This window comes from Methylobacterium sp. J-072, from assembly GCF_022829425.1.
Classification (GTDB): Bacteria; Pseudomonadota; Alphaproteobacteria; order Rhizobiales; family Beijerinckiaceae; genus Methylobacterium.
Map to the genome: position 1 here is coordinate 1 of NZ_JAKSYK010000177.1, position 21,255 is coordinate 21,255.

A 21,255-nucleotide genomic window follows, 5' to 3' on the forward strand; every position below is an offset into this window, starting at 1 on the left:
GCCTCGCCATGTAGGCCGAACCGGCGCGCAAGGCCAGGGAAGGCCCGGCAAGAGACGGGGATGCTATCCGCGACGCAGGATCGCCGCCGCGTCCGACAGCCCGCGACGGATCCGCGCCGGTACCTCCGGCGCGGTGCAGACATAGGTCGGGCTCGGATGGGGGATCGCGATCAGCGGCAGGCCGGGGCGCAGGGCCTCGATCGCGGGCGCCGCCCCACCGGCGTAGCGGCCGGCGAGGACCGCCACGGCGAGCCGGGGCAGCAGGTCGAGCAGCGGTGCCAGATAGGGCGCCGCCGCCGCGACCTCTGCCCGGCGCGGCGCCCGGTTCAGGGCGCCCTCAGCGTGGATCAGCCAGGGCACCGCGTTCCAGATCAGGGTGTCGCCCCGCTCGATGCCGGCCTCCCCGAGGAACCGGAACAGGTTGGCCGCGGTACCGTTCGCGCTGTCCCGGGTGACGAAGCCGGTGCGCAGGACCGCCGGACCCGGCGTCTCCAGGAGCAGCAGCATCCGTGCCGCGATGCCGCCGTCGAGGGGGTCGGGGATCGGCACCGGCGCGCCCCGCTCTGCTGCGATCCGCTCGGCCAGGGCCCGGATCGGGGCGATATGCGGCGCGGCGATCAGGGCCCGGCGGGCTGCGAGCGCCTCCGGGTCGGCCAGGGATTTCGGCGCCTGCGGCTCAGCCGGCATCGAGGCCGGGGATCGCCGCGTCGAGCCGGCCCGTCAGACGGAAGCGCTCGATCCCCTCCTCCCGGGCAAGCCGCCCGTCCAGACCTGCGACGCCGCCGAACTGGAAGCCGATCTGGCTCGCATAGGCGGCGCAGGCGGCGCGTTTCCGCGCCTGGGCCTCGGGATCGAGGGCCATCCGCTGGACCGGGAGGGCGGCGAACAGGTCGGCCAGCGGCTCCCGGGGCGTGGCTTCGCGGACCGTGTAGGGGAAATCGCGCCACCACAGGATCGGTGCCTGGACATCGAGGCTCCGGAGCGCTCGGACGGCCTGGACGTGGTCGACATGGCCGCCGACCCCCTGCGGGGCGAGGATCAGGTCGGGATTCTCCGCGGCGATCATTGCGGCCAGCGCCGGTGCCAACTCGGCCGCGATGCCGTCATCGGCGCGGGGCGCGGAGAACAGCTCCGGCGCGGAGCCGTAGGCGCGGTGCGGCGCCTCCCGGAACGGCAGGTGCCGGGGCGGCGCGATCCCGAGCTCGGTGGCGGCGCGGACATCCTCGGCCCGGCGCAGGTCCATGTAATCGACCTCGGCCGGCAGGCCCTTGTCGAGCTGGCAGGCCAGCGCGAACCCCGTCGGATCGGCGACACTGCTGGTGAACAGGGTCGCCATCACCACGTGCCAGCCCTCCCCAGCGAGGCTCGCCAGCAGGCCACCGCAGGAGAAGGCCGCGTCGTCGAGATGGGGCGAGAGGGCGAGGGCTATGGGCATGGTTTGGAGCCTATCGGCTTGTGATGTCCAACCCTCCCCCTCATCCTGAGGTGCCGGCGCGCAGCGCAGGCCTCGAAGGAGGGCTCCAGGGATCGTGCGGACGGCTGGAGGGCTCCTTCGAGGCGGTTTCGCCGCACCTCAGGATGAGGGAGAGGGTTGGAGAACCGAAGATTTGACCGTCCTTCAAAGCAGATGTGGCTCAGCGCGGAAGCGGCAGCTGGGGTCCTCGGGCAGGTCGACCGAGAAATCGGTGGCCGGACGCGCACGTCGAACGGAGGCGTAGACCTCCATGATCTGCCGGCCAACGGCGCTCCAGGAATAGACCCGGCGGCACTCCTCCAACCCGGCCGTCGCCAGGGTGCGGCGCAGTTCTGCGTCCGTAACGATGCGGGTGAGCGCGGCGGCGAGCGCCGGCACGTCGCCCGGGTCGACCAGCAGGCCGTTCTCGCCATCGCGCAGGCAATCCGAGACGCCGACCGCGTGGCAGGAGACCACCGCGAGCCCGGCCGCCATGGCTTCCAGGATCGTGTTGGAGAAGCCTTCCGCATAGGTCGGCGAGACGAACACGTCGGCCCGGCGATAGAGGTCCGGCACGTGGCCGTACTCGGCATAGCCGGTGAAGGCGATGTCCCGCGGCGAGAAGGCGAGGTCCGCGGCCAGCGCCTGGGCCGGCTCCACGTCCGGCCCGATCCCCGAGATCGTCGCGGCGAAGGGCGTGCCCTGCGCGCGCAGGATCGCCAGGGCGTTGATGAAGTCGAGCACGCCTTTCCGGCGGTCGACCCGGCCGTGATAGAACAGCCGCACCGGGCCGGCATGCGGCGCCGGCAGGCCGTCGGGCGTCCCTTGCGCGAACCTTTCGGTGTCGACCGCGCCGGGCACGATCGTGAACCGGGCCGGATCGGAGCCGAGACGCTCGCAGACCTCGTCCACGAAGGACGCGCCGCCGATCAGCAGGGCGTTGGCGTGGGCCAGGACCTCGCACATGGCGACCCGATGGGTCTCGCAGCAGGACCCGACCCAGTGGCCGTCGCCGCCCTGGATCGAGACCACGCTCGGCACCCCGAGTTTTCGGGCGGCGAGCAGGACCGCCCAGCCGGTGGGATAGCCGTACTGCGCGTGCAGCACATCGAACGGCTTGTCCGCGTGCTCCCGCTCGATCGCCTCGACCATGGTGGCGATGTCGCGTTCGAAATCGCCCGAACTCTGCTCGCCGAGCTGCTCCAGGCCGATCACCCGCACCCCCGGAACGGGCGGCGGCGGGCCGCCGCCATAGACGCGGGTCCCGAAGGCATCGCCCCGGTACTGCGAGATCATCGTCACGTCGTGGCCGGCCCCGACCAACTCGCGCAGCAGGTTTTGGGCGTAGACGCTCATGCCCGATATCGCCGGGAAGTAGCGGCGGCTGAGGAAGAGGATTCTCATCGGGCGACACCGGACAGGACGCGCGGGCCAGCGATGGCACGCGCCCTCCCTCCCCCCTCTGCGGGGGAGGGTACCCTGCGCAGCAGGGGGGGAGAGGGGCGGCGCGACAGTGCAGGTTTTCGCGCCGGTCGCGACCTTTCCGGAAACCGCGCTCCCCTCTCCCGACCCGCTTCGCGGGCCACCCTCCCCCGCAGAGGGGGGAGGGAGAGCGCTTGTCTCCGACCATTCACGCCATCCATCGACGATGGATCAATATGGTGCTGCTCAAGAGCGGAGATCGATCTCCCATCCTGGACCAACAGGGCTGCCATCCTCACTGCCATTGCCGCCGCGTCTCCTGCTCGCCGGCGAGTTCCGGACCCGGACGGCGGCAGCCGCGCAGGTAATCGAGCGCCTGCGGGATCATCACGTCGGCCCGGTGGCTCTCCCGGGACAGCTCGACGCAGACCAGCTTGCCGAAGCCGATCTCCTCGAGCGCATCGAGCACCCCCGGCACGTCCATATCGCCCTCGCCGAAAGGCAGGTGGATGTGGCTGCCGCGCTTCATGTCCTCGATCGCCACGGTGCCGATCCGGTCTGAAAATTCCCGCACAGCCTCGGCCGGATCGCGCTCGCCGGTGACCAGGCAGTGACCGGTGTCGAGGGCGAGCTTCAGCCCGGGAACAGCCAGCGCCGCGTAATCGTCCAGGGTCTCGATCAGCATGCCGGGCTCGGGCTCCAGGCACGGCACAACGCCGGCCTGCGTGGCGAAGGCCGCGACCTCGTGCAGCCCGTCGGCCAGCCAGCGGCGGGCTTCGTCGTGGTCGACGCCGGGCTTCGGCACCCCGGCCCAGAACGACACCGCTTCGGCCGACAGCATCGCGCCGATCTCGACGGCGCGCTTGAGGAAGCCGACCCGGCGGGCGCGCCCGGCGGCATCGGCTGTGACCAAGGTCGGCTCATGCTTGGCATTGGGGTCGAGCAGGAAGCGGGCGCCGGTCTCGATGACGCAGGCCAGCTCCAGCTTCTCCAGCAGGCTCGCCACCCGGCCGGCCTCCGCAGCCCAGGTTTCGGCGAACGGGTCGAGATGGTGAATGTCGAGGGTCAGGGCGACGCCGTCGTAGCCCGCCGCCTTGATCAGATGGAGCGCGTCGTCGAGGCGGTGGTTGGCCGCGCCGTTGGTGTTGTACGCGAAGCGAAGCGTCACGCCGCCCTCCCCTGTTTCTGGGCGAGCCGGAACGGCGCGTGGTGCGATTCCGGCTCGCGGTAGAGCGGATAGTGCCGTCCGACGATCTGCTCGGCGAGCACCGTGTCGAACAACGGCTGGCCACCGAACCGCTCCAGGGCTTCCGGGGTGAGGCGCACCGGCCGCAGGGTCTCGCTCTCGGTGCCGAAGCGGATCAGCGGGTGGTCGCGCTCGATGAGCTTGCGCGTGTTGCGCTCGCCGATCCGGTAGTAGCTCATGGTCTCGACTTCGAGCCCCGGCACGATCGCCTTGACCACCCCGACGCCGCCGCCCGGCGGTGAACAATCGACGTAGAGCAGGTCGAACCCGGCCTCGGTGAGCCGGTCGCAGGCGATCCGGCCCCGGGCATGCCCGTCCGGGGCATCGGCGGACGGCAGTTCCGAAAACCGCTTGGTGCTCCGCTCGCTGTACACGGTGTCGGCGAGCACGCCCCGGAGGTCGGCGGCCGGCATCTCGATCCAGGCGAGCATGGCCTGAAGGGCGCGGCTCTCCTCGAGATCCAGGCTCGGCAGCGCCTTCTGGATGAACGCGTCGACATAGCCCGGCGGTGTCACCGTGGCGGCGAGGTCGAGCGGCCCGTGCCCGAACGTCTTGCGCACCCGGGCCGCCTGAAATTCGAGCAGCGCCTTGCGCAGGGCCCGCTCCCGGTCCGGATCGCAGGCTTCGCCGCAGGCCGAGAGGGCGATCGGCGCCGGCGCACGGGCGGGATCCTCGTCGTAGCCGACGACGTAGAGGTTGGTCAGGCCGAACTGGTCGGTGGCGAATTTCGGCAGCGCGCGGATGCCCAGGTCCTTCAGCCAGGCCAGCATCGCGGCGTTCTCCGGGCCGATCCCGTCGAGGTCGAGCATCACGCCCTGGTCGAGGGCGCGGAACAGCAGGCCGTTGCCGTCGCGCTGGAGCAGTTCGAGCACGCCGTGGCCCAGCGCGAAGGGCACGTCCGGCCCGGCGCCCAGGCCGTTGGTGATCAGGTTGGTGAAGGGCTTGTAGCCCTCGGACAGCTCGAAATAATCGGTGGCGGCCACATCGAGTGGCATCAGCACGATCTCGCCGGTCCGGTGCCGGACGGTCGGCGTCCATTCGAGCACCGTGTCGCGGCCGACCGACGACCCCGCCGGCAGGCACAGGGTGAGCGGGTCGGCGACTGAGTTGGCCCCGTAGACCCGTACGAGATCGGCGTAGCTGGCCCGCTCCTTGGCCCGCGGTAGCACCGCCAGCGAGGGCATCAGATTCTCGGCGATCTCCGCCACGGCGCCGATCAGCGCCTCGTCGTCGGTGGCGCCGTAGCCGATGCCCGACGGCATGGCGCCGACGAAGAACGGATCGTCGAGGAACAGGGCCACGAACCAGACCGGTATGCCGGTGCGATCCAGCGGCGCCAGGGGGAAGCCGACGATCCGCCCCTCCGGCAGCACGTCGAGATAGGCCCGAACGGGATCGGGCAGCGTCTCCGGCAGCCCCTCGATCCGGCGCTTGGCGCCGAACCGATAGGGGCGCGGCGCCTTGATCCGCTCGTGGCGGGCGCGGTCGTCCTGGTCGTGGCTGAGATCAGTGTCGGTCAAGTCGTATTCCCGTCTGCCTTGAACCGTGCGCCGAGGCCTGTCCCATCCCTCCCCCTCATCCTGAGGTGCCGAAGCGCAGCGGAGGCCTCGAAGGAGGCTTCCAGCCGGCCGCGCGATCCCTGGAGGGCTCCTTCGAGGCCCGCTGGCGCGGGCGCCTCAGGATGAGGGTGGGGGTGGGACGTCCCGGAGTTTGGTTCCGTGTCTGGCTATCCTGTCCTGACGCCGCTACCCGTGCCCGTAGGCGCGGGCGACGAGTCGCATCGTGTGGAGGTCTCGCGAGGCCGAATAGGCCGCCCGTTCCTCGGGCCGGCGCAAGGCCGAGCCGAAGGCGCGGACCTGCTCGGTGAAGGGCGAGCTGTCGGTGTCGAAGGCCAGCGGCTCCGCGCGTCCGCTCGCACCGTCGGTGAAGGTCAGGGACCCGCCCGCCGTCTGGCCCATCGTGTCGATAGCCGTGAGCTGGCCCTTCGTGCCGACCACCTCCAGGCGGCGGCGCGGCAGGGCGTCGGGGCAATTGTAGGCGACGTGCAGGCTCGCCAGGGCGCCGCCGGCGGTGCGGCCGATCAGCAGGGCGCCGTCATCGACGGCGTAATCCTGGGCGCGGCTCTGAGTCAGGGCGGCGATGTCGGCGATCGGCTCGCCGAGCAGAAAGTCCACGAGATCGAGGCCGTGGGGGGCGAGGTCCATGAGGGCGCCGCCGCCGGCCTGCGCGGCGTCGATCCGCCAGTTCGGCTGACCGGCCTCGGACCAGTCGCGCCCGAGCCAGCAGGCGTAGACGATCCGCACCGTGGTCACGGTCCCGATCCGACCGGCCGCGACCTGGGCGCGGATCGCCCGGTGGGCCGGATGGTGCCGCTGGTCGAAGGCCGTCCCGTAGAAGACCTTTTTGGACTCGACCGCCTGCGTGATCGCCTCGGCGTCCCTGAGCGTCGCCGCCATCGGCTTCTCGCACAGGATCGCCTTGCCGGCGGCTGCGAGCGCCTCGACGGCACCCCGGTGGAGGTGGTTCGGCGTCGCCACGTAGACCGCCTCGACCTCGGGCTCGGCGAGGAGACCGGCGAGGTCGGCATGGGCGCGGGCGCCTTCGCGCTCGGCCGCAGCGCGGCTTTCCGGGTTGGGATCGCTGACCGCGACGAGCCGGTGCCCCGCGGCCCGGATGCCCGGGGCCATGTAGTCGCGGGCGACCCAGCCGTAGCCGACGATGCCCCAGCCGACGGCGTCCATCACCAGCGCTCCGGCAGGTCGACGAATTCCCGGGCGCGGACCCGCTGCGTCTCGGCACCGTCGATGCGGCCGTCGAAGGTGATCTGCTCGGGAGCCGACGTCTGCATCGGGTAGGTGGCCCGGGGCGCGTATTCCTCTCGGTAGCGGTCGGAGGGCCAGTGGATCGCGTGGCCGTCGCCCTCGGGCCGGTAGAGCGGGTTGAGCCGCATGACGGTCCCGGCCTTCGGCAGGGTCAGCCCGTCCACCACCGCGCGGGGCGCCGGGCGCATGCCAGGGCCGGCCACCACCGAGAACGCCTCGCAGCTCCGTAGGGAAGCCGGCTCCTGCGGCACCGGCGCCCGGGCCTCGACCAGGGCGCGGGTCAACTCAGCATCGTCGTAGACGAGGGCGTCGGGGAACAGCTCGGCGATCTCCTCGGCGGTGACGGCGCGGCCGGCGGAGAAGCCCGGGCACTCGCGGTTGTGGATGTGGCTGAGGGCCAGCCAGCCGTCGTCACCGGCATTCTGGCGCAGGTTCTCGAGCAGGGTCGCCTTGTCGTCGAGGAAGTAGAAGGCGTCGTTGCAGACGACGAGGTCGACCGGCGCGCCGGGGATCGGCCAGTGCGGCGAGCCGGCATCGAAGCAGACGAGCTGGGGCTTGGGGCCAACGACCCAGTGGCGGGCGACCCAGAGCTTGGCGAAGACCACGTCGGCCCCGGCGGTCTTGCAGCCGCGGCGTTCGAGTTCGCGCAGGTAATGGCCGATGCCGCAGGCGAATTCGAAGACGCAGCGCGGCTCGTTCCAGTGCGCTTCCAGCAGGGTCAGGCCGGCCAGGAAGGTCGGGTCGGTCCAGCGATGCAGGAAGTAGTCGCCGACCCGACCCCAGCCGAGCTTGTCCACCGCGTCGCGCAGTGTCGCGTGGCGACGGTCCTTGATGAGCTGGATGATCCCGGCCGGGTCGGCCGGGGGGCCGTTCCACCAATCGTCCTGGTCGACCAGCAGGGCGGCCAGGGCCTCGTCGGGCTCGCCCGCGTCGAGATGGGCCAGCACCCGCTCGATCAGGGCCTCGCGGCCGATCCGGAGGTAGGGGATGCCGTCGATGACGGGCCAGCGCGCGCCGGTGCCGGCGTCGCGCAGGGCGTGCGGCGTGTCGGGCTTCAGCGGGTTGCCGGTCTGCGGCGATCTGAGTTCGAACGGGATCATGGGCTCTCGGGACCGCCCCCGTCAGATGGGCGATTGGGTCTGACGGACAACGCGGGTTCGGTCCTAAGGGATGCGCATGTCGCGCAGGACACGGTCGTGGAAGCCCTTCACCGGTCCGGCATGGACCAGCTCCCAATCGTCGAGCACCGCTGCCATCGTGGTGGAGGCGCCGCGCAGGTGCTGGGCGATCTGCAGGACCCGGTCGACGCAATCCGCGGCGTGGAAAGCGCGGCCCTCCGCGGTGGCGTCGTCCGGCAGTACGGCGCGGGCGCGCTTGACCTCCCCGCGCAGGGGCTCGTCCAGTTCGTTCATCGCCCAGCCGGTGGTGACGGCCATGATCGGACCGAGATGGTCACCGAGCAGCATCTCGCCGGTGAAGCCGGCATCCGGCATCGCGGCATTGTGGAAGTGATGCGCCATGGCGGCGAGGAACACGGTTCCGGGATCGGCCCGGTAGAACGGGCTGAGGCAGACGCCGTAGACCGCGACGATCAGGCAATGCTCGGCGTGGTTTTCGGGCGGCTCCAGCAGGATCCGGGCGCGGCCCGGGCAGGTCACCCCCGCTCGCGGCTGCTGGGCCAGCGCCGCCACGAAGGACGGCACCGGTCCGGGCTCGCCCGGTGGGCGCGGCACGAGCCGGCTCCGCAGGCGATCCCGTAGGTCCGGATCAAGCTCGCCGGTCACGGCGTCGAAGCCCGCGACCAGCACGGCGGAGGCCGCCGCATCCGAGAGGCCCGCGGCGGCCAGGAAGGCGGCGTCGAGGTCGCAGAGCCGGGTCGCGGCCAGCGTCGTCGCGGTGATGTCGAGGGCGACATCCTCCGGCGCGGCGCCGCCGGTGAGCAGGCTCCAGCCCTGCGCGAACAGTCGCTCGGCGATCGATCCTTCGCGGCCCGCCGAATGGACGCGCTTGAGGTCGTTCATCTCGACGAAGAGTTCGCGCAGAGCGGCCGGCGCCGCCGCGTCGGACATCAGTGAACGCCGAGCCAGTCGAGGAGCATCGTTTCCTGCTTGCCGAAAGCGTGCTCCGGCCCATGGCCGTTCTTCACCATCGGAGCCTTGAAGAAGGTCGAGAGCTGATCCTGCACGCCACCGTCGCCGCGCTTGTGCGCCAAGTCGAGCACCCGGGCGATCTCGATGACCAGGGGCGCGGCCAGGATCGAGTCCTTGCAGAGGAAATTGACCTTGATCTGCATCCGCTGACCCATGAAGCCGGTGACGTCGATGTTGTCCCAGGCTTCCTTGTCGTCACCGCGCGGGCGGTAATAGTGGATGTGCACGAGGTGATCCTCGACCGGGTAGCCGAGGATCGAATCGAGCACCGTGCCCTTGGTGTTGAGCTTCGACTGGAGCGAGTTCGGGTCGTTCAGGGCGAGGCCGTCGCGGTTGCCCAGGATGTTGGTGGAGAACCAGCCGTCGACGTGGAGGGCGCGCGCCTTGAAGGCGGGAGCCAGCACCGTCTTCATCATGGTCTGGCCGGTCTTGCCGTCTTTGCCGGCCACCGGGACGTTCATCTCCGTGGCCAGGGCGAGCAGCGCCGGCACGTCCGCGGCCACGCTCGGGGTGAAGTTGGCGTAGGGAATGCCGCTCTTGATCGCCGCGTAGGCGTAGAGCATCGCGGGCGAGATCGCCTCGTCGCTGGAATCGAGCCCCTTCTCGAAGGCGTCCGGAGAGTTCAGCGTCGGGTCGGACAGATCGGGCCAGCGCTCCGTGGAGGCGAGGTTCACCACCACGACCTGGTCGAGGTTGCTCTCCTTCTGGAAGCGCCGCAGGTCGCTGGCGATGATCGAGACCGCCTCGCGGTGGCCGGCGGCGACGATGCGGTTGCTGCCGTCGATGTTCTTGCAGAACTTGGCGCTGCCGACCGCGGGCCAGGGCGTGATGCCCTTAAGCGCCTGGGCGCCGTCCTCGATGTCGTCCTTCGACAGCACGCCGTGGCCGGAGGCGGCCGAGGCGAGGTCGTCACCGTTGAGGTCCCAACCGCCGAACACGAGGTCCTTGTAGTCGGCCATGCCCGCCACGGAGAGGCCGGCGAGCGGCAGTCCGTCGAGCCGGTTCGAGCCGGATTTGATCATCTCGATGCCGGCGATGGCGGTGGTGGCGACAGCGCCACCCATGCCAACGAAGGCGACGCCGACACGGCGACCGGTCTGCATGCTCATCGGAAAATATTGTCCTTGTGGGGACGCGGGCCGCGTCTCGGAAATGAATAGTCGACCCCCCGGGGCGATATCTAACTGGCCCGAACGGCAGCCGTTCCAAGTCGAATGCGACAACTTCGCGCCTGATCGAGGCCGAGCGCGGCCTCATCGCGGCGTTAAGGCGGCCTCAAAAAGCAGGGTTAACCCTTCGTTGACCGTGCCACGCTTGAATCACGGAGCCGTCCCATTCTGGTCACGGCCGGCGCCGATAGGGCCGCCGCTTCAAGGAACCTGGCCGCCAGACGCCAGGCCGACACAAGGGACATTCTGAAAAGGACCAATGATGGGGGTTTTCCCGGAGCCGGCGCGTTGCGCCGACGACGTGAGCCGACTCGTGCCGAGCGCGAGCTTTTGTGAGACTGAAACCGTGGCGTGGCTGCCGCGGGCCGAGCGCGGGAACGAGCGCCGGTCACTTCGCCGCAGCGGCCTTCGCCGCCTCACCGGAACGCTGGCCCTGGGCTTCGTCGCCGGGTTCGGGCTGCCGCAGGCGGCCTTCGCGCCGGCCTTCTTCGCGCCATCCGCGCAGGCCCATGACCGGATCGATACCAGCCCGCGCGTGGCCCAGGCGCTCGCCGCCGAGGGCGAGATCGGCTGGACACAGGCAGGCGAGCCGGATCAGGGCCTCCGGTCCGGTTTCTCGGACGCGGCCCCGGTCGAGAGCCCGGATGCCTGGACCGGCTTGCCGATCGAGGATCAGGAGCCGGCGACCGCTGCGCTGATCCAAGACGACCTCGCGACCCTGCCGCGGGTGACCCAGGAGCAGGGCGAGGACGCCGTGCGGTTCGGCGAGCGCAGCGTGCCGCGCAAGGTGGTCGACACGATCGTGAAGGCCTCCGATGAGGCCGGCGTCGACCCGGTCTACATGATGGCTCTGGCCGACAAGGAATCGAGCTTCGACACGGACGCCAAGGCCGGGACCTCCTCGGCGCAGGGCCTGTTCCAGTTCGTCGCGCGCACCTGGCTGGAGATGATCCGCGATTACGGCGTCCGCTACGGGCTCGCCGAGGAGGCCGCCGCCGTGAAGGGCCGCGGCTCCGCGATCACCGTGGCCGGCACCATGCGCGCCCGCGTCCTCGGCCTGCGCAACGATCCCCGCGTGGCCGCCCTGATGGCGGCCGAGCTGATCAAGCGCGACCGTGAGCGGATCGAGGCGAAGGTCGGGCGGGCGCTCACCACCACCGAGCTGTACCTCGCCCATTTCCTCGGCACCGCCAGCGCCGGACGCTTCCTGTCGCTGTCCTCCGAGAAGCCCGACGAGGTAGCCGGACGCGAGTTCCGCAGCGCCGCCCGGGCCAATCGCAGCCTGTTCACCGAGAAAAGTGGCGGCAAGCGCCGCAGCCTGACGGTGGCGGAGCTGCACGGGCGGATCGACGACATGATCGACCGCCGCCTGACCCGTTACCAGGGCGTCGCCGCGGTGGCGGGGGCTGCCGACAAGGCGCCCGCCCCGACCGAGACCGCAGCCAATGAAGCCGGACCGGCGCCGGACAACCGTCGCATCGAGGTGACGGAGGCGCTGCCTCCGGACGGGGTCTGATCCTCTCCGACGTCAATGCCCGCCTGCCGGAGCGCCGCCGCCGAGCTTGACCGATTTCAGGCTCAGCGCGAGCGGCACCGCGCAGGCGGCGACGAGGCCCAGGACCCAGAACACGTCGATATAGGCCCAGTAGGCCACCTCGGTCTGGAGCACGCTACCGATCCAGGCGGTCGCCTGGCCCTGGGCGTCGACGCCGGCATAGCCGTGCTCGGAGAAGTACTGCGTCGCCTGCCGCATGGTCTCCTGGTAGGCGGGCGCCGCCGGGTTGACGCTCTCGACCAGGCGGCTCTGATGGAACTGACTGCGATAGGCCAGGATGTTCTGGGCGAGCGAGACGCCCATCGAGCCGCCGACGTTGCGGGCGACGTTGATCAGCGCCGAGGCCTGGTCGGTCTGGTCCTTGCGCAGCCCCTCGTAGGAGGCCGAGGTGATCGACAGGAACACCATCGGCAGGCCGATGCCGATATAGACCCGCGACCACGCGAAGAACGCGAAGGTGGTCGTGCCGTTGATCCGGGTCAGGTCGTACATCCCGAGCGCCACGATGGTCATGCCGGCGGCGATCAGCCATTTCGGCTGCACGTAGGCCGAGGCGCGGCCGGTGAGGAACATCATCACCACCGTGACCATGCCGCCCGGGCCGAGCACGAGGCCCGACAGGGTGGCGGTGTAGCCGTAATATTCCTGCGTGATCTGCGGGATGAACTGCGTGGTGGAGATCAGGATCGCCCCGGTGAACATCATCACCAGGAAGCAGGAGCCGAACTGGCGGTTGCCGATCAGGCGCAGGTCGACCGCCGGGTTCTTCTTGTTCAGCAGCCAAGGGATCATGGCGATGAACGAGACCACCATCAGCACGCCCGATACGTTCATCAGGGTCGAGGTGCCGAACCAGTCCTTCCGCTGGCCCTCGTCGAGGATGACCTCCAGCGAGCCGAGGAACAGCGCGACCAGCAGGAAGCCGATCACGTCGAACCGGATGCCCTTGCGCACCAGGGCGCGGCGCTCCTTCTTGGCCGCCTCGCTGTCCTCGATCAGCCAGTACATCAGCCCGAGGGCGATCACGCCGATCGGGCCGTTGATCAGGAAGCACCAGTGCCAGGAGGCGTTGTCCGACAGCCAGCCGCCGAGCGTCGGGCCGATCACCGGCGCGACCACGATGGCGACGCCGTAGAGCGCGAAGGCCTGCCCCCGCTTCTCGGGCGGAAACGAATCCGCCAGGATCGACTGCGCCAGGGGCGCCATGCCGCCGCCGCCGAGACCCTGCAGCACCCGGAACAGCAGCAGCGATTCGAGGCTCCATGCGAAGCCGCACAGGATCGACGCGATGGTGAACAGGCCCACCGACCACATGAAGAACGCCTTGCGGCCGTAGCGCTTGGCCAGAAAGCTCGACGCGGTCAGCGTGATGGCGTTGGCCACCAGGTAGCTGGTCACCACCCAGGCGGCCTCGTCGGGCCCGACCGCGAGGCCGCCGGAGATGTAGCGCAGGGCGACGTTGGCGATTGTGGTGTCGAGCACCTCCATGAAGGTCGCCAGCGCCACCACGCCGGCGATCAGCCACGGGTTGTGGCCGCCGGGCGCCTTGGCGACAGACGATTTGCCGGTGGAGGACCGGCCGGTGCCGGCCATCGCGGTCACCGCACCGTGACGGTGGGCACGATCGACATGCCGGGACCGATCGCGACATCCGTCGGCCAGTCCTTGACCACGATCTTCACCGGGATGCGCTGCGTGACCTTCACGTAGTTGCCGGTGGCGTTCTGCGCCGGCAGCAGGCTGAAGGCGGTGCCCGAGCCCGGCTGCACCGAGGCCACCGTGCCGTGGATCTTACGGTCCGGATAGGCGTCGATGCTGATGTCGACGGGCTGCCCCGGCCGCATGTCGGTGATCTGGGTCTCCTTGTAGTTCGCCGTCACCCAGATGTCGTCCGGCACGAACATCGACAGGCTCTGGCCGGCCTGCGCGAACGCCCCGATGCCGCCCGTCAGCCGCACGACGCGCCCGGGCTGCACGGCCTGGATCGTGGTGTAGCCGAGGTTCAGCTCGGCCTGCTCGACCTGCGCCTTGTCGCGGGCCATCTGCGCCTGGGTCGAGGCCTTCTGGGCCTCGAGCGAGCCGATCTGCTTCTGCGCCGCAACGAGGCTGGCATTGGCGCTCTGCACCGAAGCCTGGCGCTGCTGCAGCGTCGAGGTGGCCGACTGGGATTGCTGGACCGAGCCGGAGCCGCGCTCCGCGAGATCCTTGTAGCGGGCCGCATCCTCCTGGGCGAACTTCAGCGCCGCTTCGGCAGTGGCGATCTGGGCCTTGGACACGTCGATATTGGCGTACTGGGCCTGGATCTGGGCGTCGATATTCTTGATCGCGGCCTCGTCGGCCACGACCTGCGCCTTGGCCTGTTCGAGGGCGATCCGATAGTCGCGCTGGTCGATCTGGAACAGCATCTGCCCGGCATCGACATGCTGGTTGTCGGTGACCGGCACCTCGACCAAGTAGCCGCCGACCTTCGGCTGGACCGCGATGCTGCGCGCATCGACGAACGCGTCGTCGGTGCTCTCGTAGGGGTGCATGTACAGCAGCCAGTAGAAGAACACGCCGACGCAGAGGGCTGCCACCGCGAGGCCCCCGAACAGGAACGCCCAGGGGTGGCGGCGCAGGATATTCGGGCGCTTCTCCTCGTCCTCCGGCTCGCTGTCGTCCTGGGCCTCATCGTCCGGGGCGCTCTGGCCTTCGCCCTCTTGGGCCGGCTTGCGCGCGGTCTCGCCCTCCGGGCGGGAGTCGTTGCGGCCGAGATCCAGAATGTCGCGATCGGGCGCCTCGGGCCGGCCCTCGGCCGGCAGCGGACGTGACGCGGGGTCGGCGGCCTGCCGCTGATCGTCAAACATGGCGTCTCATCACCACCGGATGGGCCGGCCGCCCTGCGGCGGCCGGGCTGTACTCATGCCCGCCTCGGTCAGCAAAAGTCGCCGGCCGCACCAAGGTTCCGCCCGAGACACGGGCGTGTTCAGGAACGCTTGTCGCAGTGCAGCGTTCTGCGGGCGAAAGGGCCGGGCACGCGCCCGGCGCGTTTCGGAGTTCCGCCATGACCAGCACCCCGTCCCCGACACCGCAGGGCTCAGGCTTCGGTTCGACCGCGACGTCGCCCTCCGGCATCCCGCTCACCGGAGCCGCCCGCCTCGACGCGATGAGCGCGTCCCTCGCCCGCAACTGGTGGCTCATCGCCCTGCGCGGCGTGATCGCGATCCTATTCGGCATCGTCGCCTTCGCGGCGCCGGAGGCCTTCGTGCTGTCGCTGGTTTTCTTGTTTGCCGCCTACACGCTGGTCGACGGCATCTTCGCCATCGTCGGCGCGGTGCGGGCCGCGCAGCGGCACGAGCGCTGGGGCTTCCTGCTTCTCGAAGGCATCGTCGACATCATCGTCGCCGTCGCCGCCGTGCTGGTGCCGGGGGCCGCGGTCTGGGCGTTCGTGCTGCTGCTCGCCGCCTGGGCGCTCGTGACCGGCGGCCTGATGATCGCCGCCGCCTTCCGGCTGCACCTCCATTACGGGCGCTGGTGGCTCGGGCTCGGCGGCCTGGTCTCGATCCTGTTCGGCATCGCGCTGATCCTGGAGCCGGGCATGTCCGCCCTGGTCCTGACCTGGTGGATCGGCGCCTACAGCTTCGCGTTCGGCGTGCTCCTGCTCATCCTTGCCTTCCAGCTGCGCAGCCGGCACGGGGCCGCAGGAGCCGTGTGACCGGGCGGTAGGCTCGGCTGCGTGGCCCACATCCCACGGTCGAGCTCCGAGACCGGCGTCATCCCTTTGTCGGTGGGACTTGCAGCCGAATGAGGCTTAGAACCTGCCGTCGACCGGAGAGGCCGGTCCCGGAACACGCATCGCGATGACGCCAGACGCGCCGGAGCGCGCCCCGACTGATCAGGGTCCCGGGTCCGACACGCCGGACCCGCGCAAAGCGGCCCGCGAGGCCGGACGCGCCGCCCGCGATCTTTTCCGCCATCTGTGGATCCTGGTCGCCGCCGCCGGCCGCAGCCTCCTGCGCCTCGGGCAGTCGGCATCCGGGCGCGTCGCCGGATTCCTCGCGCGCAGACGCGACAACAGGCAGCCCGTCGCGGCCGATCGGCCCGCGGGAGCGGACGCGGCGGTGCGCGCGCCTGTCGGAGCCGGGCGATTCGGCCGCCTGCGACGCCGGCCCGCGCTGCTCGCTGTCGGCGCCGCGATCCTGCTGCCGGTCCTGGTGCTGGCGATTTACCTGCTCGCCGCCCTCCTGACCCTGCCGCCGCTCGGCGGGGCCGTCGTCGATACCGGCCAGCGGGCGATCACCGTCGAGGCCGATGACGGGCGGGTCTTCGCCACCCGGGGCAGCTTCCGCGGCCAGAAGCTCACCGCCGCCGACATGCCCCCGAACCTCGCCAAGGCCATCGTCGCGATCGAGGACCGGCGCTTCTATAGCCACTGGGGCATCGACCTGCGCGGCCTCGCCCGCGCTGCCTGGCGCAACGCTCTCGGCGGCGGCGTGCGCGAGGGCGGCTCGACGATCACGCAGCAATATGTCCGCCTGACCTCCCTCAACCAGGAGAAGACGCTCTGGCGCAAGGTCCAGGAAGCGTTCCTGGCGCTCAGGGTCGAGACCACGATGAGCAAGGACGAGATCCTGCTCGGCTATCTCGACGCCGCCTATTTCGGCGCCGGCGCCTACGGTGCGGACGCGGCGGCCCGGCGCTATTTCGGCAAGCCCGCCAAGGCCCTGACCCTGCCCGAGGCCGCCATGCTGGCCGGGCTGGTGCGGGCGCCCTCGCAGCTCGCCCCGACCCGCAACCTCGGCGGCGCCAAGGAGCGGGCCGACGTGGTGCTGCAGGCCATGGTCGAGACCGGCGCGATCACGCAAGCCGAGGCCGACGCGGCCCGCAAGCAGTGCGTGACCCTGAAGTCGCCGCCCGAGGCGCCGCCCGGCACCAACTACTTCCTCGACATGATCGCCGGCGACGTGAAGCGGCTCGCCGGCACCGACGGCGACATGACCGTGCGCTCGACCCTCAACCTCGACCTGCAGAGCCTCGCCGAGGGCGTGGTCGCCCGCCGCCTCGACAAGGACGGGGCCAAGCGCAAGGTCGGCCAGGCCGCCATGGTGGTGCTGTCGAAGGCCGGCGCGATCCTCGCGATGGTGGGCGGGCGGGATTACGAGGACAGCCAGTTCAACCGGGCGGTCCAGGCCAAGCGCCAGCCGGGCTCGCTGTTCAAGCTGCTGGTCTACCTGACGGCCTACGAGCAGGGCCTCACCCCCGAGACCGTGCTGGACGATCGCCCGGTGCGGATCGGCGATTGGGAGCCCGAGAACGACGACGGGCGCTATCGCGGCCCGGTGCCGCTGCGGACCGCCTTCGCGCTCTCGATCAACACGGTGGCGGCCCAGCTCGGGCAGGATGTCGGCATCCCGGCGGTGATCGCCACCGCGCGCAAGCTGGGGATCCAGTCCGAGCTTCCGAACGTGCCGAGCCTCGTCCTCGGTTCTGGCACGGTCAGCCTGCTGGAGATGACCCGCGCCTACGGATCCGTGCTCTCCGGCCGTGTGCCGCTGGCGAGCTTCGGCATTCACGCGATCCGCGGTGCGGCCCCGCAGCCGCTCTACGTCAGGGCCGACCCGGCGCCGACCGCCCAGCTGGCGCAGGAGCCGCGCCAGATGATGCTCGACTCGCTCCAGGCGGTGGTCGAGTCGGGCACCGGCCGGGCGGCGCGGGTGCCGGGCCAGATCATCGGCGGCAAGACCGGCACCAGCCAGGATTTCCGCGATGCCTGGTTCGTCGGCATGACCCCGGATCTCGTGGTCGGGGTCTGGATCGGCAACGACGACGACAGCCCGATGAACCGGATGTTCGGCGGCGAGATGCCGGCCGGCATCTTCCACGATTTCGTCCAGCGGGCCTCCGCGCAGCTCGCCAAAGGCAAACCGCGCCCCTCGGCGGAGCGGGCCGAGCCGGCGCCGGCCGCCGCGCCGGTGCAGCCACCGACCCCGGTGGCATCCGCCGAGATCCGCGGCGTGCCCGAGGTGATCGATACCGGAACTCTGTCGCTGCGCGGGCGGACCGTGCATCTGCTCGGCGTCGCGGGCGAGCGCGGCCACCTCGCCCGCCAGCTGGCCAATTACCTGCGCCGCCGTGACGTGGTCTGCAGCGTCTCCGAGGGGGCAAATGCCCGCTGCCGGATCGAGGGCGACGACCTCGCCGCCCTGATCCTCACGGCGGGCGGCGCACGTGCCACGGAGGATGCGCCGCCGGACCTCCTCGGCGCCGAGGAGCAGGCCCGGGCCGAGCGCGTCGGGCTGTGGGGGCGGTGACGCGTTCGTACTGCGGCCGCGTCCGCAACGATCGGCACCCCGAAGCGCGACGCCGCTTACGCTTCAGGAGGCGGGCTGGCGCTGGAACTGGATACCACAATTCTTCTGGACCGAGGTTTGCTCCAGCGCCTCGATCTCTCCCTTCAGACGACTGAGCTCGGCGGTGTGCATGTTGTCGCCATCAATGAAGAACAGGGCAGGCCAGAACACGACGACTCCGACCGCCGTGACCACTTGGTCATCCGTGCGCTTCTTGTCTTGGATACCGGCGGCTTGCGAGGCCCGGACGGAGACCCGTGCCGATTCTTCGGCGATCTGCCGGCACGACAGGCTCGCATACTGGATCGGCGATACGTAGGTCGCGGCGACTTTATCCGACGACGACGCGCAAGCAGACAGGCCGCTCAAAGCCAGCAGCGCCAAGAAAAATTTCGATGACACGGAAGTCCCCCTAATTTGGGGGCAACATACGCAGGCGCCGGAGCCGCGCTATGGCTCGAAGGCAACAGTCCAAACGCTTACACCTATCGATCACGAGCTCTTTACCAGAAACATCTTTTGGATTTCATGCACACTAACGATTCATTCGATCAATAAATTCGAAAAATTAAACTTCTATATTTTTCGCTGCGGTCAAAAAATATAGGTCCATTACTAAAAAGCCCTCATCAGGATGAAGATCGGAGGCGGCTCGGCATCAGGCGTCAGACATCGGCGGACTTTCAAGGGCGGCCGCCGCGTCTCTGCTGAAGGACGATACAGGCAGGTGAGGCGGCGCCTGAAAACGCCCCGAACAATCACCTCGATCGCATCGCGGTGCCGGGCATTCCCGATCACGGCTTGCCGCATCCTGAAGCTCAGTCGAGCTTAGCCAGGGTCAACGGGTCGGGCTCACCGCCAAAGTACGTCGCCAGCGCCTCAGCGAAGCCCGGCTCCTCCGGGGCGGCACGCGCGAACAGGGTCATGCTGGAGCGGAATTTCACGTCGTCGGGCGAGCCGAAGATCGCGTGCGCCGAGCGCCCGGTGACGCCGTTCACCGCCGCCGTGCAGGCGCGCAGGCGCGCGCCGAGCACCGGATGGGCGCAATAGGCCTGGGCCTCGCCGAGGGAACCGATCGCGTAACGCTGGGCCATCGGGCTCGCACCCAGGCCGGCGATCTGCGGGAAGACGAACCACATCCAGTGGCTCCGCTTCTCCCCGGCCTGCAACTCGGCCAGCGCCCGTTCGTAGACGCCCTCCTGGGCCGCGACGAAACGGTCGAGATGATACGGTTCGGCCATGATCGCGCTCCGGTCTGCACGGCATCAACCCGATCGCGGGCATCCGGATGCGTGGCCGGCGCGCCGTCGGAGAATAGGGAGGGATCCATCGATGCTCGAAAGGCTCCTCGGCTTCATGATCGCGAACCCGGCGACGGGCCACGCCCTCACGGCCGGGCGCGACGATCCGTCGACGCCCCCGGCCATGGCGGAGGCGATCTGCGCCGGCATCGCGCAGGCCGAATTGCTGGTCCACTCCCGAGCGGCGCACCTCCTGGCCGTCGAGCGTGCCGACGCGGCCGGCCGCTACCTCCGGGCCTTCCTCGATCGCATCGAGGCCGCCGGCGCCTGACGATCCGGGGGCCGGCAGGCGCGCGTCGCTGAGGAGAATATTCTAGTGGCAGGCAATGCCGGCATCGGCGGGCGACATGCCGCGTGCCAGCCGGCGCCCGACATGGAACAGAACCTTCTCGATCAGCGCGACGGTCATCGGATCACCATCGTGCTGGGCGAGGTGATAGGCGACGAGCAGGTTGTCGCTGATGTCGCCGAGCAAATCCGCGGAATCGCTGTGGATGTCCACGGATTGCGGCTCTGGGTCGACCGCGGTTTCGCCGACCGGCTGGTCGCGTGCCGCCTGCGAGACTTCGATGACCTGGCGTGCCGAATCGGTCATCGCCCGCATCTCCGCCAGCAATTCCAGGCCCTTGGCGTCTTCGGGCGTGTCGTTACGCATAGTCCGGTCCCCCAACCGGCACCAAACTGCACCTACAGGTTGCGGTCCGTCAACCGTCGACCTGCGCATCTTCGAGGCAGAAGGCGTCCGAAGCACAATTGTCGCAGGGTTATGCTGAAAATATTTCGATAGATAAAGTATTAAAGACGAATACTATACAATCTCAGGATGCAGAAACAAGCGACGCCACGTCCCGCCGGATCGCACGACATTCGCCGCTGAACGCAAGAACGCCCCCGCGAAGACATTCGCGAGGGCGTCGGCATTTTCCGTACGCGCGAGGAGCGCTGACGAAACGTTACTTGATCAGGGCGAGCAGCGCCTTGCCGGCCTTGGAGTTCAGCTCCTTGGCGTCGAGGGTGCCGTCACCGTCCGGATCGGCAGCCTTGAAGCGCGCGTCGACCGCAGCGAGGTACTCTTTCTTGTCGACGGTGCCGTCGTTGTCCGGATCGGCCTGCTTCAGGCCGGCCTTGCTCAGACGGCCCTTCAGCTCCTTGGCATCGAGGGTGCCGTCGGAATCCTTCTCGAGGCGATCGAACGTCGCCGACGCGACAGCCTCGACTTCCTTGAGGTCGACGGTGCCGTCGTTGTCGGTGTCGATCATCTTGACGGCGCTGGCGCCGCTCACCGGCTTGGCCAGGGCGGCGGGGACGGCGAGACCGGTGACGGCGAACGCGACCACCGCGAAACCACTGATGAAACGACGTGTCATTGCCAAATGCTCCCGAAACATGATGCGCGATCTTCCTAGTCGCGCTCCGGCTTTGCCGCAAGTGCGAAATTGGCCGCGCAACGCACCCGTCCGGAAGGTCGAGATGTGAAAAAGGGGCCGGCGCATGCCGACCCCTCTCAACATCGTCAGGTCACGCCGTATGGTCGGCAGACCAAATCAATAGCCGTAGCCACGGCGAACCGCCGGACGGTCGTCCTCGAAACGCTGGCGGCGATACATCCGGTCGTCGTCGTCGGCGCGGTCGCGATCCCGGCGATAGTCCTCGCGGCGGAAGTCGCGTTCCCGCTGGCCGCGGGAGCGCAGATCGACGCTGGGGCCGTCGGGTCCGATATCGATGCGCTGAGCCGAAGCGGGAACGACGGTCGCGAGGGAGGCGGCCAGGATGGCGCCGGCGAGCAGGGTCTTCATGGGACACTCCTT

The 21,255-nt window shown here is 69.7% G+C and carries 20 protein-coding genes; 4 read left to right on the top strand and 16 right to left on the bottom strand.

The features are described from left to right. Positions 1 to 63: 63 nt before the first annotated feature. The 9 genes from MKK67_RS21180 to MKK67_RS21220 all read right to left on the bottom strand — a co-directional run bounded on the left by MKK67_RS21180 (position 64) and on the right by MKK67_RS21220 (position 10,202). On the bottom strand, positions 64 to 687 hold the full coding sequence (locus MKK67_RS21180; RefSeq protein WP_243969115.1) for a uracil-DNA glycosylase: 624 nt from the start codon (positions 685 to 687) through the stop codon (positions 64 to 66). Continuing rightward, complete coding sequence (locus MKK67_RS21185; protein ID WP_243969117.1) at positions 677 to 1,435, bottom strand: PIG-L deacetylase family protein; 759 nt, start codon at positions 1,433 to 1,435, stop codon at positions 677 to 679. The genes MKK67_RS21180 and MKK67_RS21185 overlap by 11 nt, the downstream gene beginning before the upstream one ends. A gap of 183 nt (positions 1,436 to 1,618) precedes the next feature. Then, positions 1,619 to 2,857 carry a glycosyltransferase family 4 protein gene (locus MKK67_RS21190; RefSeq protein ID WP_243969119.1) on the bottom strand — a complete coding sequence of 413 codons (1,239 nt, stop codon included), beginning with the start codon at positions 2,855 to 2,857 and terminating at the stop codon, positions 1,619 to 1,621. Positions 2,858 to 3,170: 313 nt separating this feature from the next. Continuing rightward, positions 3,171 to 4,043 (bottom strand): sugar phosphate isomerase/epimerase family protein, encoded by an 873-nt coding sequence (locus MKK67_RS21195; protein ID WP_243969121.1) that lies wholly within the window; start codon positions 4,041 to 4,043, stop codon positions 3,171 to 3,173. Then, positions 4,040 to 5,641, bottom strand: coding sequence for a YcaO-like family protein (locus MKK67_RS21200; RefSeq protein ID WP_243969123.1), 1,602 nt, complete (start codon positions 5,639 to 5,641; stop codon positions 4,040 to 4,042). Before MKK67_RS21200 ends, MKK67_RS21195 begins: the two co-directional genes overlap by 4 nt. 225 nt (positions 5,642 to 5,866) lie before the next feature. After that, positions 5,867 to 6,862, bottom strand: a complete 996-nt coding sequence (locus MKK67_RS21205) for a Gfo/Idh/MocA family protein (RefSeq protein WP_243969197.1) — start codon at positions 6,860 to 6,862, stop codon at positions 5,867 to 5,869. Next, the gene (locus MKK67_RS21210) at positions 6,862 to 8,043 is read right to left on the bottom strand and encodes a class I SAM-dependent methyltransferase (protein WP_243969126.1); all 1,182 of its coding nucleotides are present in this window, start codon (positions 8,041 to 8,043) and stop codon (positions 6,862 to 6,864) included. Before MKK67_RS21210 ends, MKK67_RS21205 begins: the two co-directional genes overlap by 1 nt. A gap of 63 nt (positions 8,044 to 8,106) precedes the next feature. After that, positions 8,107 to 9,012: an HD domain-containing protein gene (locus tag MKK67_RS21215; RefSeq protein ID WP_243969128.1), complete on the bottom strand. Its 906-nt coding sequence runs from the start codon at positions 9,010 to 9,012 to the stop codon at positions 8,107 to 8,109. Next, positions 9,012 to 10,202, bottom strand: a complete 1,191-nt coding sequence (locus MKK67_RS21220; RefSeq protein ID WP_243969130.1) for an inositol-3-phosphate synthase — start codon at positions 10,200 to 10,202, stop codon at positions 9,012 to 9,014. The genes MKK67_RS21215 and MKK67_RS21220 overlap by 1 nt, the downstream gene beginning before the upstream one ends. A 322-nt stretch (positions 10,203 to 10,524) precedes the next feature. Here MKK67_RS21220 and MKK67_RS21225 point away from each other — a divergent pair, with 322 nt between their 5' ends. Beyond that, positions 10,525 to 11,778 (top strand): transglycosylase SLT domain-containing protein, encoded by a 1,254-nt coding sequence (locus tag MKK67_RS21225; protein ID WP_279601753.1) that lies wholly within the window; start codon positions 10,525 to 10,527, stop codon positions 11,776 to 11,778. Between the two features lie 12 nt (positions 11,779 to 11,790). Here MKK67_RS21225 and MKK67_RS21230 read toward each other — a convergent pair whose 3' ends face one another. Together MKK67_RS21230 and MKK67_RS21235 are read right to left on the bottom strand one after the other, a co-directional pair. Further along, positions 11,791 to 13,410, bottom strand: coding sequence for a DHA2 family efflux MFS transporter permease subunit (locus tag MKK67_RS21230; protein WP_243969135.1), 1,620 nt, complete (start codon positions 13,408 to 13,410; stop codon positions 11,791 to 11,793). A 5-nt stretch (positions 13,411 to 13,415) separates the two neighbouring features. Beyond that, on the bottom strand, positions 13,416 to 14,663 hold the full coding sequence (locus MKK67_RS21235) for an HlyD family secretion protein (protein ID WP_243969137.1): 1,248 nt from the start codon (positions 14,661 to 14,663) through the stop codon (positions 13,416 to 13,418). Between the two features lie 197 nt (positions 14,664 to 14,860). On the opposite strand from MKK67_RS21235, the gene MKK67_RS21240 reads away from it, so the two are divergent. Together MKK67_RS21240 and MKK67_RS21245 are read left to right on the top strand one after the other, a co-directional pair. After that, positions 14,861 to 15,511 (top strand): HdeD family acid-resistance protein, encoded by a 651-nt coding sequence (locus MKK67_RS21240; protein WP_243969139.1) that lies wholly within the window; start codon positions 14,861 to 14,863, stop codon positions 15,509 to 15,511. Positions 15,512 to 15,656: 145 nt separating this feature from the next. Then, on the top strand, positions 15,657 to 18,107 hold the full coding sequence (locus tag MKK67_RS21245; RefSeq protein WP_243969141.1) for a PBP1A family penicillin-binding protein: 2,451 nt from the start codon (positions 15,657 to 15,659) through the stop codon (positions 18,105 to 18,107). A gap of 63 nt (positions 18,108 to 18,170) precedes the next feature. Here the strand turns inward: MKK67_RS21245 and MKK67_RS21250 are convergent, their stop codons facing one another. Continuing rightward, positions 18,171 to 18,530, bottom strand: coding sequence for a hypothetical protein (locus MKK67_RS21250; protein ID WP_243969143.1), 360 nt, complete (start codon positions 18,528 to 18,530; stop codon positions 18,171 to 18,173). 434 nt (positions 18,531 to 18,964) lie between these two features. Then, a complete protein-coding gene (locus MKK67_RS21255) occupies positions 18,965 to 19,387 on the bottom strand; it encodes a DUF1810 domain-containing protein (RefSeq protein ID WP_243969144.1) in 423 nt (140 codons plus the stop codon). Positions 19,388 to 19,478: 91 nt separating this feature from the next. Here MKK67_RS21255 and MKK67_RS21260 point away from each other — a divergent pair, with 91 nt between their 5' ends. Next, positions 19,479 to 19,718, top strand: coding sequence for an alpha/beta fold hydrolase (locus tag MKK67_RS21260; protein WP_243969146.1), 240 nt, complete (start codon positions 19,479 to 19,481; stop codon positions 19,716 to 19,718). 42 nt (positions 19,719 to 19,760) lie between these two features. Here MKK67_RS21260 and MKK67_RS21265 read toward each other — a convergent pair whose 3' ends face one another. From MKK67_RS21265 to MKK67_RS21275, 3 genes are all read right to left on the bottom strand, one after another. After that, positions 19,761 to 20,102: a hypothetical protein gene (locus tag MKK67_RS21265; RefSeq protein WP_243969148.1), complete on the bottom strand. Its 342-nt coding sequence runs from the start codon at positions 20,100 to 20,102 to the stop codon at positions 19,761 to 19,763. Positions 20,103 to 20,400: 298 nt separating this feature from the next. Continuing rightward, complete coding sequence (locus MKK67_RS21270; protein WP_243969199.1) at positions 20,401 to 20,814, bottom strand: EF-hand domain-containing protein; 414 nt, start codon at positions 20,812 to 20,814, stop codon at positions 20,401 to 20,403. A gap of 177 nt (positions 20,815 to 20,991) precedes the next feature. Continuing rightward, positions 20,992 to 21,243 (bottom strand): hypothetical protein, encoded by a 252-nt coding sequence (locus MKK67_RS21275; protein ID WP_243969151.1) that lies wholly within the window; start codon positions 21,241 to 21,243, stop codon positions 20,992 to 20,994. Positions 21,244 to 21,255 lie beyond the last annotated feature (12 nt).

Coding starts and splice junctions, on each gene's coding strand:
- MKK67_RS21255 (WP_243969144.1), bottom strand. CDS start 19,387: ATGGCCGAACCGTATCATCTCGACCGTTTCGTCGCGGCCCAGGAGGGC.
- MKK67_RS21185 (WP_243969117.1), bottom strand. CDS start 1,435: ATGCCCATAGCCCTCGCCCTCTCGCCCCATCTCGACGACGCGGCCTTC.
- MKK67_RS21205 (WP_243969197.1), bottom strand. CDS start 6,862: ATGGACGCCGTCGGCTGGGGCATCGTCGGCTACGGCTGGGTCGCCCGC.
- MKK67_RS21230 (WP_243969135.1), bottom strand. CDS start 13,410: ATGGCCGGCACCGGCCGGTCCTCCACCGGCAAATCGTCTGTCGCCAAG.
- MKK67_RS21190 (WP_243969119.1), bottom strand. CDS start 2,857: ATGAGAATCCTCTTCCTCAGCCGCCGCTACTTCCCGGCGATATCGGGC.
- MKK67_RS21240 (WP_243969139.1), top strand. CDS start 14,861: ATGACCAGCACCCCGTCCCCGACACCGCAGGGCTCAGGCTTCGGTTCG.
- MKK67_RS21215 (WP_243969128.1), bottom strand. CDS start 9,012: ATGTCCGACGCGGCGGCGCCGGCCGCTCTGCGCGAACTCTTCGTCGAG.
- MKK67_RS21225 (WP_279601753.1), top strand. CDS start 10,525: ATGGGGGTTTTCCCGGAGCCGGCGCGTTGCGCCGACGACGTGAGCCGA.
- MKK67_RS21235 (WP_243969137.1), bottom strand. CDS start 14,663: ATGTTTGACGATCAGCGGCAGGCCGCCGACCCCGCGTCACGTCCGCTG.
- MKK67_RS21220 (WP_243969130.1), bottom strand. CDS start 10,202: ATGAGCATGCAGACCGGTCGCCGTGTCGGCGTCGCCTTCGTTGGCATG.
- MKK67_RS21275 (WP_243969151.1), bottom strand. CDS start 21,243: ATGAAGACCCTGCTCGCCGGCGCCATCCTGGCCGCCTCCCTCGCGACC.
- MKK67_RS21210 (WP_243969126.1), bottom strand. CDS start 8,043: ATGATCCCGTTCGAACTCAGATCGCCGCAGACCGGCAACCCGCTGAAG.
- MKK67_RS21265 (WP_243969148.1), bottom strand. CDS start 20,102: ATGCGTAACGACACGCCCGAAGACGCCAAGGGCCTGGAATTGCTGGCG.
- MKK67_RS21270 (WP_243969199.1), bottom strand. CDS start 20,814: ATGACACGTCGTTTCATCAGTGGTTTCGCGGTGGTCGCGTTCGCCGTC.
- MKK67_RS21260 (WP_243969146.1), top strand. CDS start 19,479: ATGCTCGAAAGGCTCCTCGGCTTCATGATCGCGAACCCGGCGACGGGC.
- MKK67_RS21245 (WP_243969141.1), top strand. CDS start 15,657: ATGACGCCAGACGCGCCGGAGCGCGCCCCGACTGATCAGGGTCCCGGG.
- MKK67_RS21180 (WP_243969115.1), bottom strand. CDS start 687: ATGCCGGCTGAGCCGCAGGCGCCGAAATCCCTGGCCGACCCGGAGGCG.